The following is a 14,305-nucleotide window of genomic DNA, read 5'->3' on the forward strand; positions in this document are numbered from 1 at the left end:
TAAAGAGCAGTGACATATTCTCCCACTACTCTAGTTTTGACTTATTTATATTTGTTTGTTACTTCTTTTAACACATCTTTTGGATTTTCCAATGTACTTGGGTTAAAGATTCTTTCAAATGATAAGGATAAGTCAGATGAAATATCACTCCAGTTTTCAGCTTTAAATGAACTTGGTGTGTAAGCTTCACTCTTTTGTAACATCTTGTAGAAAACACCTTTAAACTCGTCGTTTTCTAAATCATGTTTTTTAACAACTGACTTAAGTACTGGTAATTCATACTCTAAACGGTACTCATTGGCTGCTTCATTCGTCCAGTATTTAACAAATTCAAATGCTGCTTCTTTGTTTTTTGAGTCTTTAGAAATCGCTAAACCAGATGAACTTAAGATACTTGCTCCTTCATTTCCGTTACGACTAGGTACTTCGGCAATCCCGTAATTAATGCCTGCTTCTTTAAATGATTTCAATCCCCAAGCTCCATAAGTAAACATACCAACTTTCCCTGATTCCATATCAGTTTGTCCACTTTCTTCTGTTGCAATTGCTGAGCCATCTTTCAACATTTTTTGGAAGCTATCAAACACTTCAATTGTTGCTGGGCTATCAAGAGCTCCTTGTAACTTCCCTTTGTCATCAGTAAAGCTTCCTTTATTTCCCCAAGCATACATTTCAAAATCATATGGATCTGGTTTACCAGGGAAAGCATAACCCACATCACCTGTTTCTTTATCTGTTAATTTAGCTGCAGTTTTTTGAAGATCATCCCAAGTCCAACCTTCTTTAGGGTATTCAACTTTTTTCTGATCAAACAAATCTTTGTTGTAATACACTGCATGAGTGGTAAAACCAATAGGAATACCAAATGTTTTACCATCTACTGAGTTATAGTTCCAAAGCGTTTCATAGAAGTTATCTTTATAGTCTGCGCCTTCTTTTTCAATCAAACCATCTAAAGGTTCTAACGCATCTTTGTAATGTGGGAAATTCCACATGTACATTACATCAGGTGCATCTCCCGCACCAATCCCTGCAGAAATTTTTGTATCGTATTCGCCACCATAAGCTTCTAGGGTGACATTAATTTTATCTTGAGAAGCATTGAAATCATCGACTAACTTTTGTTGATTGTCTAAATCTTTTTCACTGTCCCATGTGGAGAAGCGAATATTGACTTTACCATCATCTTTACCAGCTTTTTTCTCACCACTAGAACAACCTGTGATAAACAAACCAGCAAGTAACAAACCTGACACTAACAACAAACTTTTTCTTTTCATGTTAAATCTCCTCTTTAGTTATTTTTACTAATGATACGATACTATTTAGTAAATGTAAACGTTTTATAAATATAATTTACTAAAGTTTTAGTTAATAAGCTTTAAATCATGGCTTTGTAGAAAATTATTTTATAAAATAGATAGTTTATTTGTAACTAAAAGTTTGATAATAATTAATCGAAATGTTGATATAGTAATATTTACCTTAATTAATTCACCAACTTGTTTTTTGATTATTCTATTTAGTAAACACAAAAAATAAGCCCTTACCTCTAAAATAACGATAGCTATTCGTAGAGGTAAGGACTTATTTTATTTACTAAAACTATAAATCAAGTAATTTTATCTTTCTCACATTTTCATGGGCAGATAATTCTTCGATTAATTCATATAAATTGTAGTTCTTAGGAATCTCAATCGTGTATATATTAGTATACACTCGGCGATTATTTAATATCTCAACAGAAACGTTAGTATCTTTGACTTCTACTTTATTTTTCTCAAAATAATCAATAATAAATTCTTTTGTTTCTGCTCGGTGAACATACTTAATCTCTAAATTCTTAATAGATGGCACAACAATCACTTTTTTTAGTAAAGAGAGCGTTGCTTGAATCACTACAAAACCGACAAAAGCGAGTTCGTAATAGCCCATCCCTACTGTTAACCCTAGACAAGCAACGGTCCAAAGAGAAGCGGCGGTTGTTAATCCTGCTACAGAACGTTTTGTCACAATAATTGTTCCGGCGCCTAGAAAACCAATACCACTCACCACTTGGGCAATTAGCCTTGTTTGATCTATTTTAATAGCATTAGCCATATTCGGGTTACTTGCTATTGTATCTAGAGCATCACTATAGATTTGAGCCTGTAACAACGCAATCATTGTGGCTCCTACACAGACTAAAATATGCGTTCGCATACCTGCTGGTCGACTCTTAAACTCACGATCAAATCCAATCGCACCTGACATGACAACTGCTAATAGTAAGCGCTGTCCAATTTCTAAAAAATCCAAACCAACACTTCCCTTCTGATTAGAAGCATAAAAAAACTAACTATAAAATAATTATAGCTAGTTTAAACTAAAAAGGCAATTAGCTCTCAAAACGTCTCATTTAACCACGTCTGTGACAAGACGTCTACCTAATTGACTAAGCGTTTCATTGGTAATCGTATGACTCATCAACGCCACTTCCTCAAAATCATCTAAAACAACTACTTCTTCGCCTACGGAAATTGTCGGCACATTGCCTAAATCAATCAGAATCATATCCATGCAAATACTACCAATTAAGGGTAAGGTATTACCTTGATAACTCACTTGAAAACCTGCCTGGGATAAAGAACGAGAGATACCATCTGCATATCCGATACTCACTACACCAACTAAAGTCCTTTTTGTTAGCTTTGTATCTGTCCCGTAACCTACATAGTCCCCTGCTTGTACATAACGTTTTGAAATTAGTCTGGCTTTTATTTCCATAACAGGACGCAACTCTAACTTTGTTTTCACAGACCCCTTATGACTCAGGTAACCATATAAAATAACACCTGCTCTTACATAATCAAAGGAGCATTCAGGATAATTTAGAATCCCGTAACTACTTTGGATATGAGTGATGCCATAGTCAATTCCTAATTTTTTTAATTCATGAAGTATGTGGCAATACATCTGAAGTTGCTTTTCTGTTCTGATAGCTGCCTCTGTTTCTAGTGAATCTGAAGAACCTAAGTGAGAATAAATCCCTTCAATCCTAAGATATGGTAGTCGGTACAACCTGCTAATATCTGCAATGTCTGGGACCAGTCCCAAACGATGCATGCCTGTATCGACTTGAATATGACATCTAATCTTTATTTTTTGATTATTCAGTAAGCGGCCGTGTTCTTCACTAACAATCGACTGAATTAAGTCATAATATTGTAGTTCCTTGACTCGTCTTGGTTCCGTGTAACCTAAGACTAAAATATCACCTGAAATGAGCGCTTTTCTTAATGCGATTCCTTCGTCAATAGTCGCTACTGCAAAAAAAGTCACTGACTGTTTCTGTAATAACTTTGCATAAGTCACCATATCTGCGCCGTAAGCATTGGCTTTTACCACGGCCATTACCTGAGTTTTTGCTGGAATGACCCTTTTAATTTCTGCCACATTATGACGAAGACTGGATTCAGATAATTCTCTTGTAGCACGCTTATCAAGACATTTAATTTCTGGCCTTTTTTGTCTATAATCACTTACCTTTAAAGCAATCTTACCTAACAAAAAGCTTCCTATCACTACACAAAAGAAATAAACAAAGCTATTAGCTAAGACTACTACACCTTTAGCAAAAAAATGAACGACAATAATCACTAATGGGTGTAATACATATACCCACAACGACAGCTGACTCGCTTGTTTCACTTCTATTCGATGCTGCCACTGAAGTAATAGCAAAAACAAACAATACATCACACCAGGTAAAAATAAATACATACTATCATGCTTAACGCCAACCCCCTCATGTAACACACGACTTTCTATGAGCAGTGCGACCAAAAAGAAAAGCCCTCCACCAATAAGTAGACTAGGAGAAAATTTTCTTTTTTCCCGATGAATAAGCGCACCTAAACATAAAAAAAGAGGTGTGAAAAAAAGACCAGTTCGAGTCATAGACATGACAGAAAATATCATGTCATAAAAAGAGGTTAGTATTTCTGATTGTTGTATCACGTAGTACCAACTATCCCCGCCTAATCCGACTAAATATAAAGCAATACTAATTAAAAAAACGGTTCGGAAATTCACTAGTTTCAACAAACTAACCACAAGAATAAGCCCTATTATTAAACTAGGAAAGTACCACAGATGATAAAATGTCCCTTCAAAAAGAAGTGTTCTTACAAACTCACCCACTGACATCTCTAAAGAAATAGAACCAACCAGAATCGAAAAAGGTAGATATAGTAAGATGACACCTGCATAAACCAAGCTCATTTTTTTAAGAAAAGCTTTCACATGGGTTATCTCTAAGTAACAGAAATGCGTGGATAACTTTCCAATCAAAAAATAACCAGTAGTCATGAAAAAGAATGGTACTGCTACACGAAAGACTGTTAGCGTCAGTAATTCATCTGCCTGAGTAGACAAAGAACTAAAGGGAAAGGTATGAATCCCAATCACCATCACAGAGGCAATTACACGAAATAAATCTATCCCTTTTTTTCTATCCACCATAGAGTTGTCCTCTTGTATCTTCTAAGAAGCTAATATACTCTTCTAAAGCCCAACCTTGGCTCATTATAATATCACTATGAGGCCAACCAACGTATCTAAAATGCCACGGCTCATAGCTGATATGCGTCACTCGTTCTTTACCTTTGGGGTATCTCAAAATAAAACCAAATCGAGACATCTCTTTTAGAAACTTTGCCACAACAACTCCTTCAGCAAAAGAAGGTCTGATGTAGTCATTTGTCAGGTTAGCTAAGCCAAGATCAACAGCTAAACCTAACTCATGTTCACTACAACCTGGTTTAGCCACATATTTTTTAGTAAACAACTCACCTTTTTCTTTTAAGGTCTCATCCCAAATTTCTTGTTGTTTCTCAAACGTACGGAAACCGTCCATTACCACAATCTCATGCTCTAACTCACAACTTCTAATTAACCTGTCTAATTGCTCAGCCACTGTCGATTCAAGATACATCTCCTCTGTGGTAAATGGAGCTTGAGCTAGTCGCATTTGTCGATCAATTTCTTTGATTGGATTGTCCTTATTCACTAAGCGCAAGTAATGAGTGTTCATACGACTCAACTCCTAACTCAATCAACGTTTGAATGATCTCTGTATAATCTAGTCCTACTTCCTTCATCATCATAGGAAAACGGGAATGACTCGTAAACCCTGGCATCGTATTGATTTCATTTAATAAAATCTCATTAGTATCCGTAACGAAAAAATCAATTCGAGATAAACCACGACAACCTAAACCACGGTATAAAATTTCTGCTTGTTCTTTAATCTGGCGTTCTGTTTTAAAATCAATAGAAGCTGGCACCTGAATCTCAGCAGTGATTAATTGATATTTTTCTTCATAATCAAAAAATCCTTGAGCTAAATTAATTTGATCACAGGCTCCAATAGTTAAGGTCTCATTACCTAAGACGCTACAACCAATCTCAACACCTTGAACATTTTTTTGTAAAATTACCTGGTGGTCATATAAAAATGCTTCTGTTATCCCTGTTACTAACTCTTCTTTGTTAGTTGCTTGAGTAATTCCTTTGGAAGAACCTGCTTCATTTGGCTTAACAAAAATCGGAAAGCCATGCGTCTCAATGAATAACTGAATTTCTAAGTTATCCACATCACCTTTATGAACTAATAAACTAGGTGTACTTTTTATTCCTAAGCTTTTTGCAAATTGATGTAGCATCATTTTATTCATTCCTATAGCAGATGCTGTTACGCCACACCCTACAAAAGGAATCTTCATTAGTTCAAACACACCTTGAAGGACTCCATTTTCTCCATCTCCACCGTGAAGCACTGGAAAAATCACATCAACTTGTATAAAACAATTACGTGTTAGATCAAAGAATCCTCGTCCAGTCACATCTAGTTGAAGAGGCACACAACTTGCTTCTAGGTGCCACGTATCTGCTTCAATCAAATCAATGCTTTCTTGATAAAGAAGCCACTCACCTTTTTGAGTAACGCCAATCATTACCACCTCATAAGCTAATTCTTCTAAGCTTCTTAAAACTCCAGCCGTCGATTTTAGCGAGACTTCATACTCTGCAGATGTGCCACCAAACACAACACCTATTTTTTTCATTATCATGACCTCCAGTTAGTTTAATTCTCTTCTTACTAACTACTATAAAGCATTACTATGACTGAGTTTTAAAGTATTTCTTAGCTATCTCTTAACTATTTATGAAGTTTATTTTTTAGATAAAAAAAGGGGCTGTGACATCCTTATATCACAGCCCCATCTTATTTATTTTTTAGGAATTGAATGACCGCCAAATTGATTTCTTAAAGAGGCTATCACTTTTTCACCGTATTTTTCTTGATCCATCGACGCATATCTTGTTAGTAATGACTGGGTAATAACAGGAGCTGATTGCCCTAACTCAAGCATCTCTTCAATTGTCCATTTTCCTTCACCAGAAGAAGGAACTTCACCACTAATCCCTGCCATAGATGGATTTTCTCTTAAGGCATTCTCTGTTAACTCCATTAACCAACTGCGAACCACTGAACCATTATTAAAAATACGAGCGACTTGTTCTAAATCATAATCATAGCGAGAATGATGCAATAGGTTAAATCCTTCACCAATCGCTTGCATCATACCGTATTCAATGCCGTTATGAACCATTTTTAAGTAATGGCCACTCCCAGCTTCACCGCAATACAAATAACCATTTTCAACACATAGATCTTTAAAAATAGGCTCTGCCTTAGCAAAAGTTGCTTCGTCTCCACCGATCATCATACAAGCACCGTCACGTGCTCCACTCATCCCACCAGATGTTCCCACATCTAAAAATGAAATACCTTTTGCTTTTAATAAATGGTAATGATGAATACTATCGGCAAATCTCGAGTTTCCTCCGTCAACTACGATATCTCCTTCTGACAAGTGCTCACTACAAAATGTCATCATGTCTTCGGTAATCTTTCCTGAAGGTAACATCGACCAATACAATGTCTCTTCACCTGACTTCATAGCAACTAACTCTTCTACAGTTTCACTCACAACTGCCCCTAACTGACTGGCTTCTTTTCTAGCCGCCTCATTAATATCAAAACACATCACTTGATACTCTTGATTTCTTAAGTTAGTTACTAAGTTTAAACCCATTTTACCCAAACCAATAATTTTAATGTTCATGTCTTCCCCCAAGGTTTTTAACTATCTAAGTCAGATAATTGTTATTTGTTAACGGAGCCTTCTAGAAAGTTCCGTCCATTCCAAAAGGAATTCTAACACTAATAGATAAAAAACTCAATTGTATCTTATAATTAAGTTTTTTATACTTTTATTTATCTTTTTAAGGTAAAAACAACTTTTAATATTATGATGAACAACCTATCATTGTCTCACTCAGATAGCGCTTCCTATTCTTTTTTGCTTATTAACAAATCTATCTAATTATTCACTCATCTTACCTATTGATTGTCCTTTTATGAAAAAAAAGATATGATAGTCAAAAAAAGGAGTGACTACTATGACATTACAAAAAATACCTGTCACAACAACTAGTGATATCAACACCTTATTTCCAGTTGTAACTGATATTTGGCAGGAAGTTTTTACACCCATTATTGGTGATAAACAAGTTGCATATATGCTTAAAAACTACCAATCTATAGAAAATATTACTAAAGAAATCAAGGAAGGCGCTTCTTATTTTCTTTTAATCCTTGATGACGTTCCTGTTGGCTACACAGCCTATGAAGAAACCGATGACTTTATCTATATCAGTAAATTATATTTAACCTCGACCTTAAGAGGAAAAGGTCTTTCTAGTGATGTGTTTGCTTGGTATGAATCCTTAGCAACAGGTAAAAAACTTCACTTAAACGTGAACCAAGGCAATGCCCTAGCCATTAGCGTCTATGAGCATAAAGGTTTTACTCGTGTAGGTGAACGTTACGTAGATATTGGTGAAGGCTATGTGATGAATGATTATATATACGAGAAAGTCATTGATTAATCCATACCACAAATAAAAGGTTGCCATAGAAGTGCTTTTTTCTAAAGAAGCTACTCCTGTGACAACCTTTATTTTTTTATTTAATTGAACGCTTTAGTGCATAAGCTAATACAGTATCTAACTGATGTTGGTAGTCCTCTAATGAATTAGTTAGTTGCGTGTCAGGTTTCACACCAACATTATGATGTTTTTTGCCACTCGGGAAAGCTACTTTCTTTGCGGTCACTAAAAAAAGGCCGCCTGTTTTTAACGAGAAGACTGCTGGTTGACCAGTAGAGCCTGCTGTAGGAAATCCTATGATGGTGGCTCTACCTGTGTTAGCAAAATTAATAACAAAATTCTCAGCAGATGAATAGGTTAACTCATCTTGTAAAATAGTCACAGGCAACTCCTTTAATAAACCTTTATATGCCTCATAATGCGTCGTTTCTATTCTAGTTTCCAGGTATTGATGTCCTAGCATCTTAACCATTTTAAGTAGCTCGTTATCAGACTCATTTTCCGGTTGGTACTCCTGCGTCATTAAGATCATTCCTGACGCAATGTCGCCACCATCTATTACTTGAGTACTGACTTGTTCCGTCTCAAACTCACCCTCATAAAACGCTTGGGTTATTGCATCTGCTAAGCAAGAGTTACCACCGCCATTGTCTCTCACATCAAAAATCAACTCTTCTGATTCCAAGTACATTGGGACATACTCATAAAATAAAGACACCATTTCCTCTGACATAAAATGTCTCAATTTGACAAGGGCTTTATTCCCCACTTGGTAAATACTAATCGCTTCTTCTTCCAAGAACACACGATAATCCTCACCTAAACTAGCTTGATAAGACTTGTTAAAGGCAGGACGATCAAAAACAAAGGGGATGTTGATTTGTTGTCCATTCTCAAATTCAATCAGAAAAGAGGTGGTTTGAAACAAGAAAGCGTAACTTCCTTGAGCCATCTTCAATGAAAGATTAATAGAATTTCGCCAATAGCGTTTCCCTACTTCATCTAGAAATTCATTAACTGACATCTGATTTATGTCTTTAATTGGCTGATACATAAAGTCTGACCATGGGTGATTTGCTGCATCTATGACAAGCTGGCCTTCAATAGCTCTGAAAGAAACAGGTGAATAAGTTAGTTCAGCCTTAATCTTATCAGGCAAATAGATTAATGTATGCCCATCCTCTAACATCGAGCTGAGTTGTTGTAGTTCTTTATAAAACACGTTAAGAGTTAATCCCTGTTGAACTTTTTCAAGTAAAGAAATAGTCTCTTTCTCCCATTTTTCTATCAGCTCATCTGTCCAATAAGGAAAGACATTTAGTCCCTGATGATAAATCTTCAACACATCTGACAACTGACTAGCTATCATAATAATCCCTTCCTTCTTTTAAAATAAGTATACCTTAAACACAACAAAATGACGCCTCATGTTATAATCAAAGTAAATTTCTTAAGGGGGCTGATTCTAATGGAAAGACTGCATCTTAAGGTCGTTATTGATCGACCTATTGGTTATGTAGATGACTTCAATAATTCTTACCCCATCAACTACGGCTATGTACCTGGTGTCATTGGTGGCGATGGAGAAGAACAAGATGTTTATGTCATCTCTAAAAAAGCCACCACTCCCCTCACTAAATTTGAAGGCAAATTAATCGCCATTATTAAGCGACACGATGACATTGAAACCAAATGGGTAGTGACTTCCTTTGAAGAACATTATTCTGTTGATGAGATTTGGAAAGAAGTGTCTTTTTTAGAACAATACTTTGATTCAGTTGTTGAGTTGGTTGATTAATACTCGTCAATAAAATATCCCGTATCGACTAGCTCTTCTTTGGTTGGTGGAAAAGAAAACTCTTTGTTTATCACATGTATCAACTTAGGAGTATTTCCTTTGTACACAGTGTAATAAGACATCCGATTTGTTTTTATCGAATACCTTATGTAGTAATATCTATCAGGAAGCTCACCTTCGTGGCTTTGAGAGTCATTTTTTTTCAGATCAGATTTAGTTGTGAAGGTCATGACATAAGAATTATCTTTCTTGTTAAATGCTGTTTTTTCGAGGACTATTAATTCGTACTTTGAAATCCTCTTCTCATCATTGAGATAAGATTTCATTTTCACATCTATCACCTTATCTAACAAACTTGGCATCAGTAACAATAAAGAAACAAGGACTAAAACGAGTAACATTTTATGATTTTTTGACATAAAACTCCCCCTTTTCATCTGATTACACTTTTAATTATACGAATAATTGACAAATAATCGTCATTTTGTTACTTATATTTTAGACTCTTTTAGCTTAATTACAACAGCAAGAGTAATGTTTGTTCTTATAAACAACAAATTGTCTTAAATCTATCTTTTTATTAGCCAATTCTTCTTCTTTTTTAGCAAATCTAATGACAAAATAAAAAGACACCCAACGTTATCCGTTGATTGTCTCTTTATCATTATGATAAATGTGTCAATTTTTCATTTAATTTTCGGTAAATATTTTCTCTTATCCAAGGCTCACTTGAGGCTTTTATCCCTTCTTCTAAAGAGAACCATTTTAGTTCACTATTTTCATCTTCTTTTATCTGTAACTCTTCAGTTTCACTAGCTTCAATTAGATAAGTCACATTTAAATGTAGATGAGAAGACACATAACTTCCTTTTTTCATATGACCTTCTACCACTAGTATTTCAATAGAAAAAATAGCGGGACTTAATGCCTTGATATGTGTCAAACCACTTTCTTCTTGTACTTCTTTAAGGGCCACATGAAGCAACTCTTCTTCTCCATCTGCATGACCTCCTAGCCAAGCCCAAGAATCATAAAGGTTATGATAAGCCATTAGCACTTTATCTTTTCTTTCATTAACAACCCAAGCAGAAGCTGTGAAATGATGCGACAAGTTACTTCTTAAAAAAATGTCTGGTTCTTCTTTAAGGAGTTGAATCATTAATTCTTTATCTTTCAATTCTTGTTCATTGAATGCTTTATAATCTATCAATTCCTCTATTAATTGTTGTCTCATGGTTCATTTCCTCCAGTCAGTCTCTTTTTAAGCATAACCTGTTCATTTCAAGATTACTAGAAAAAGCCATCAAATTTTCTCCCTATTTTTTTGAAGAAACTATGGTACAATAGTCAGTAAACTATTCAGAGGAGTTGTTGTATCATGGGGAAAACAATCGTACCAGAAGGCTATCAATCCACTTTAAATGTCTATGACACACAAACAGCAATCGGCTTTATCAAGCGCTGTTTCGAGGAAGCCTTAACAGGAAGTCTTAAATTAAAACGCGTCTCTGCACCTCTTTTTGTCGATGAGCGTTCAGGCTTAAACGATAATTTAAGCGGTAGCGAAAGACCTGTCAAATTTGATGTACCTGCCTTACAAGATAACGGAGAAGTTGTGCATTCTCTTGCTAAATGGAAACGTGTGGCACTTAAACAATATGATTTCCATTCAGGGAACGGGCTATATGCTGATATGAATGCGATTAGACGTGACGAGGAACTAGATAATCTACATTCTATTTATGTGGATCAATGGGACTGGGAGCGTGTGATTACAAAAGATCAACGTAACGAGGAGTACTTGAAAGAAACAGTCCAAGGTTTAGTTAATGCCATGGCAGAAACAGCAAGTCGTTTACGAACAAAATATCCTAGAGTAAATGTTTCAATTGATACTCAGGTTTCTTTTATTACCAGTCAAGAGTTAGCCGATCTTTATCCAACTCTAACCTCTAAAGAACGAGAACATGCTTACGTGAAGGAACATCCAACAACCTTTATCTTACAAATTGGAGATGCCTTGTCTCACGGTGAGCCTCACGACAACCGGGCACCAGATTACGATGATTGGGCGTTAAATGGGGATTTACTCTTTTGGCATGAGCCACTTCAATGTGCTATGGAACTTTCAAGCATGGGGATTCGTGTTGATGACAAGTCTTTACTGGCTCAATTAGAAAAAGCCAATGCCAATGACCGTCTAAGTTTCCCTTATCACCAACAAGTCATTAAAAATGAACTGCCTTTAACTATTGGTGGTGGGATTGGACAGAGCCGTATGTGTATGCTCTTACTCGGAAAAGCTCATATTGGAGAAGTTCAAGTGTCACTTTGGGATGAAGAAACCATTCTTGCCTGTCAAAACAATATTTTCTTACTATAATAGAATCTGTTAGCGACACTAACAACTAACAATCAGAAAGGCTTAATAAAAATGACATATAGAAAAGCAGAAATAAACGATACAGAATTAATCTATCAATTCATTATGGAGTTAGCTGAATACGAAGGCTTAGCAAACGAAGTAACAACAACAATAGACACATTAAAAGAATCTCTATTTGAAAGAAATAGTGCTGAAGTCATTATTGTTGAAGAAGATAACAAAAATATCGGCTTTTGTCTCTATTTTTATAACTTTTCAACATTCTTAGGAAAACCTGGTTTGTATATCGAAGATTTATACATTCGAAAAGAGTACCGCGGTGAAGGACATGGAAAGAAACTATTAGAGCACATGGTTAAACTTGCTAAACAAGAAAATTTAGGTAGAGTCGAATGGTGGTGTCTAGATGAAAATAAACCTTCCATTGACTTTTACAAATCTCAAGGGGCTCAAATGATGGATGAATGGACCGTCTTTAGAATCTCTGTGAATTAACCCTCTATCTTATTTAAAAGAAACAACACCTCATTGAATTCAACAAGGTGTTGTTTCTTTTTAATGATTATGACCTTAATATCATCTGATAGATCATAGAAAGCTCTCATATCTTAATTCTTACATCATCACGTATACCAACACTAAAGGTAAAATTGTGACACCAATTAGAAAGACCCAACCTTGCCATTTAGCAAAGTTAAACGTCATCCCAATGCCCATTCTTTTTTCTACCCAAAAAGAAGGATCCTTAGGATTGAAATAAAACATACCTAATTTCCAATTTTCATCACTGCTACTGGCTACTTTTTGAATGTGGGTTGCTTCATCTGTAACGTCTCCTTCTTTTAGTCGGTCACCAGATTGACCATATCGAAGAGAAAACCATAAAACAAGACCAATAACCAACACAGTAAAGACAATTGATAAAACCATCACGACTTGCGGTGAGATACTTTCAAAAATCATTGAAAATTGAATAGATAAAAAGAGAAGCTGAGTCAAAATAGAGATCACAAAATTTAGTAAAGAAGATTGTTTTCTAAATTTTTTACTTTTAGCTGCTGAAACTTCTGGTTGATTTTGGTCAATTTCTTGTTTAGCAGATAGATACGAGTGATTACTAATCGCCATGACTACAGTAATAAAAACTTGCATCATAGGAAGCATCATCACAGAACCCCATGATTTGGTTGTGACATTACTAGGATTCATCTGAAAGTCCCATTGAGTCACAATCCTCTCTGGCATTTGTTGATAGTTAAGAACTGTAACGATAACTGCAATCAAGACAAAAGCTAAGTTGATTGCTACTAAATAACTTGTAGGGAAGATTAGTTTTTCATTTCTAAAGGATAGATCCACAAGTACTTTTTTATTAGCTACGTGATTAACAGGTAACGTTTTTTTATAATTTTTTAATTGTTGGTGTTTAGATATATAAGTGATTAAAGAAACACCTAGTAAGACAAATAGACTGAATAAACTTAGATAAACTAAACGATCTTCTGAGACAGTAGATTTGAGTAAACTAATCAGGAAAATCCCGCTATTTAGCACTAAACTCAGACCCACATTAAGTAAGAGATAACTTTTTTTCTGACGATTAATGTAGTTATTAGTCTCTTCTGTTGCCTGTATACTTACTCCAAAAGGAATGTCTTTTCTACTAATATAAGGAGTTAGCCCCATTAATAAACCAATCATTATATTAAGGGAACTAATCAAAAATAAACTAATCACGTGGCATCTCTCCTTCTAACTTCGTTTTTGACTTTTTCAATAAATCTAGGATGTCTAGGTCAAAAACCATGGCATCTACGACTAAATTATCAATTTGCTGCATCATAACCTTCAAATAGGCTTCACTGATGTCAGGTGGGGTTTTCTTAGCAATTTCATAGCCTTTTTTTACCTGAATCACAACACCTTCTCCTACTAATTGTTTATATGCTTTATTCACTGTATGAAGATTTATCCCAATGTCACTAGCAAGATTTCTCACGCTAGGTAAAGGCTCTCCAGGAGCAAGTGAACCTAGTGCTATTCCTTTTTTTATTTGACAAACCAATTGAGTATAGATAGGAACTTCACTATCAAAATCAATTTCGATCATCATGCCATCACCT

At 35.3% G+C, this 14,305-nt stretch carries 15 protein-coding genes; 4 read left to right on the forward strand and 11 right to left on the reverse strand.

Annotated features, from left to right (window positions below):
- Nucleotides 1–41: 41 nt before the first annotated feature.
- The 6 genes from DOK76_RS00940 to gnd form a co-directional block, all read right to left on the reverse strand.
- Nucleotides 42–1,280: an ABC transporter substrate-binding protein gene (locus tag DOK76_RS00940; RefSeq protein ID WP_206964288.1), complete on the reverse strand. Its 1,239-nt coding sequence runs from the start codon at nucleotides 1,278–1,280 to the stop codon at nucleotides 42–44.
- 325 nt (nucleotides 1,281–1,605) lie between these two features.
- Entirely contained in the window at nucleotides 1,606–2,298 is a 693-nt protein-coding gene (locus tag DOK76_RS00945) for an MgtC/SapB family protein (RefSeq protein ID WP_206964289.1), read from the reverse strand.
- Between the two features lie 96 nt (nucleotides 2,299–2,394).
- Nucleotides 2,395–4,503 (reverse strand): membrane-bound serine racemase VanT, encoded by a 2,109-nt coding sequence (vanT, locus tag DOK76_RS00950; protein WP_206964290.1) that lies wholly within the window; start codon nucleotides 4,501–4,503, stop codon nucleotides 2,395–2,397.
- On the reverse strand, nucleotides 4,493–5,074 hold the full coding sequence (gene vanXY / locus DOK76_RS00955; RefSeq protein WP_206964292.1) for a D,D-carboxypeptidase/D,D-dipeptidase VanXY: 582 nt from the start codon (nucleotides 5,072–5,074) through the stop codon (nucleotides 4,493–4,495). Before vanXY ends, vanT begins: the two co-directional genes overlap by 11 nt.
- On the reverse strand, nucleotides 5,043–6,107 hold the full coding sequence (gene vanC, locus DOK76_RS00960; protein WP_206964294.1) for a D-alanine--D-serine ligase: 1,065 nt from the start codon (nucleotides 6,105–6,107) through the stop codon (nucleotides 5,043–5,045). The genes vanXY and vanC overlap by 32 nt, the downstream gene beginning before the upstream one ends.
- A 165-nt stretch (nucleotides 6,108–6,272) precedes the next feature.
- Nucleotides 6,273–7,172: a phosphogluconate dehydrogenase (NAD(+)-dependent, decarboxylating) gene (gene gnd, locus DOK76_RS00965; RefSeq protein ID WP_206964296.1), complete on the reverse strand. Its 900-nt coding sequence runs from the start codon at nucleotides 7,170–7,172 to the stop codon at nucleotides 6,273–6,275.
- Nucleotides 7,173–7,509: 337 nt separating this feature from the next.
- Between gnd and DOK76_RS00970 the strand changes: the two genes are divergently transcribed.
- Nucleotides 7,510–7,998: a GNAT family N-acetyltransferase gene (locus tag DOK76_RS00970; protein ID WP_206964298.1), complete on the forward strand. Its 489-nt coding sequence runs from the start codon at nucleotides 7,510–7,512 to the stop codon at nucleotides 7,996–7,998.
- A 76-nt stretch (nucleotides 7,999–8,074) separates the two neighbouring features.
- Here the strand turns inward: DOK76_RS00970 and DOK76_RS00975 are convergent, their stop codons facing one another.
- Nucleotides 8,075–9,367, reverse strand: a complete 1,293-nt coding sequence (locus DOK76_RS00975) for a S41 family peptidase (RefSeq protein ID WP_206964300.1) — start codon at nucleotides 9,365–9,367, stop codon at nucleotides 8,075–8,077.
- A 99-nt stretch (nucleotides 9,368–9,466) separates the two neighbouring features.
- On the opposite strand from DOK76_RS00975, the gene DOK76_RS00980 reads away from it, so the two are divergent.
- On the forward strand, nucleotides 9,467–9,796 hold the full coding sequence (locus tag DOK76_RS00980; RefSeq protein ID WP_206964302.1) for an inorganic diphosphatase: 330 nt from the start codon (nucleotides 9,467–9,469) through the stop codon (nucleotides 9,794–9,796).
- Here DOK76_RS00980 and DOK76_RS00985 read toward each other — a convergent pair.
- Both DOK76_RS00985 and DOK76_RS00990 read right to left on the reverse strand, forming a co-directional pair.
- The gene (locus tag DOK76_RS00985) at nucleotides 9,793–10,215 is read right to left on the reverse strand and encodes a hypothetical protein (protein ID WP_206964304.1); all 423 of its coding nucleotides are present in this window, start codon (nucleotides 10,213–10,215) and stop codon (nucleotides 9,793–9,795) included. The genes DOK76_RS00980 and DOK76_RS00985 overlap by 4 nt on opposite strands.
- A gap of 245 nt (nucleotides 10,216–10,460) precedes the next feature.
- Nucleotides 10,461–11,030, reverse strand: a complete 570-nt coding sequence (locus DOK76_RS00990) for an NUDIX hydrolase (RefSeq protein WP_206964305.1) — start codon at nucleotides 11,028–11,030, stop codon at nucleotides 10,461–10,463.
- Between the two features lie 144 nt (nucleotides 11,031–11,174).
- Between DOK76_RS00990 and asnA the strand changes: the two genes are divergently transcribed.
- Nucleotides 11,175–12,179 carry an aspartate--ammonia ligase gene (gene asnA, locus DOK76_RS00995; protein WP_206964308.1) on the forward strand — a complete coding sequence of 335 codons (1,005 nt, stop codon included), beginning with the start codon at nucleotides 11,175–11,177 and terminating at the stop codon, nucleotides 12,177–12,179.
- 51 nt (nucleotides 12,180–12,230) lie between these two features.
- On the forward strand, nucleotides 12,231–12,677 hold the full coding sequence (locus DOK76_RS01000; RefSeq protein ID WP_206964310.1) for a GNAT family N-acetyltransferase: 447 nt from the start codon (nucleotides 12,231–12,233) through the stop codon (nucleotides 12,675–12,677).
- A 120-nt stretch (nucleotides 12,678–12,797) separates the two neighbouring features.
- Here DOK76_RS01000 and DOK76_RS13225 read toward each other — a convergent pair whose 3' ends face one another.
- On the reverse strand, nucleotides 12,798–13,919 hold the full coding sequence (locus DOK76_RS13225) for a DUF1648 domain-containing protein (RefSeq protein WP_206964312.1): 1,122 nt from the start codon (nucleotides 13,917–13,919) through the stop codon (nucleotides 12,798–12,800).
- A complete protein-coding gene (locus DOK76_RS01010) occupies nucleotides 13,912–14,295 on the reverse strand; it encodes a GntR family transcriptional regulator (RefSeq protein WP_206964314.1) in 384 nt (127 codons plus the stop codon). The genes DOK76_RS13225 and DOK76_RS01010 overlap by 8 nt, the downstream gene beginning before the upstream one ends.
- Nucleotides 14,296–14,305 lie beyond the last annotated feature (10 nt).

Source organism: Candidatus Vagococcus giribetii (genome assembly GCF_017316185.1).
GTDB lineage: Bacteria > Bacillota > Bacilli > Lactobacillales > Vagococcaceae > Vagococcus > Vagococcus giribetii.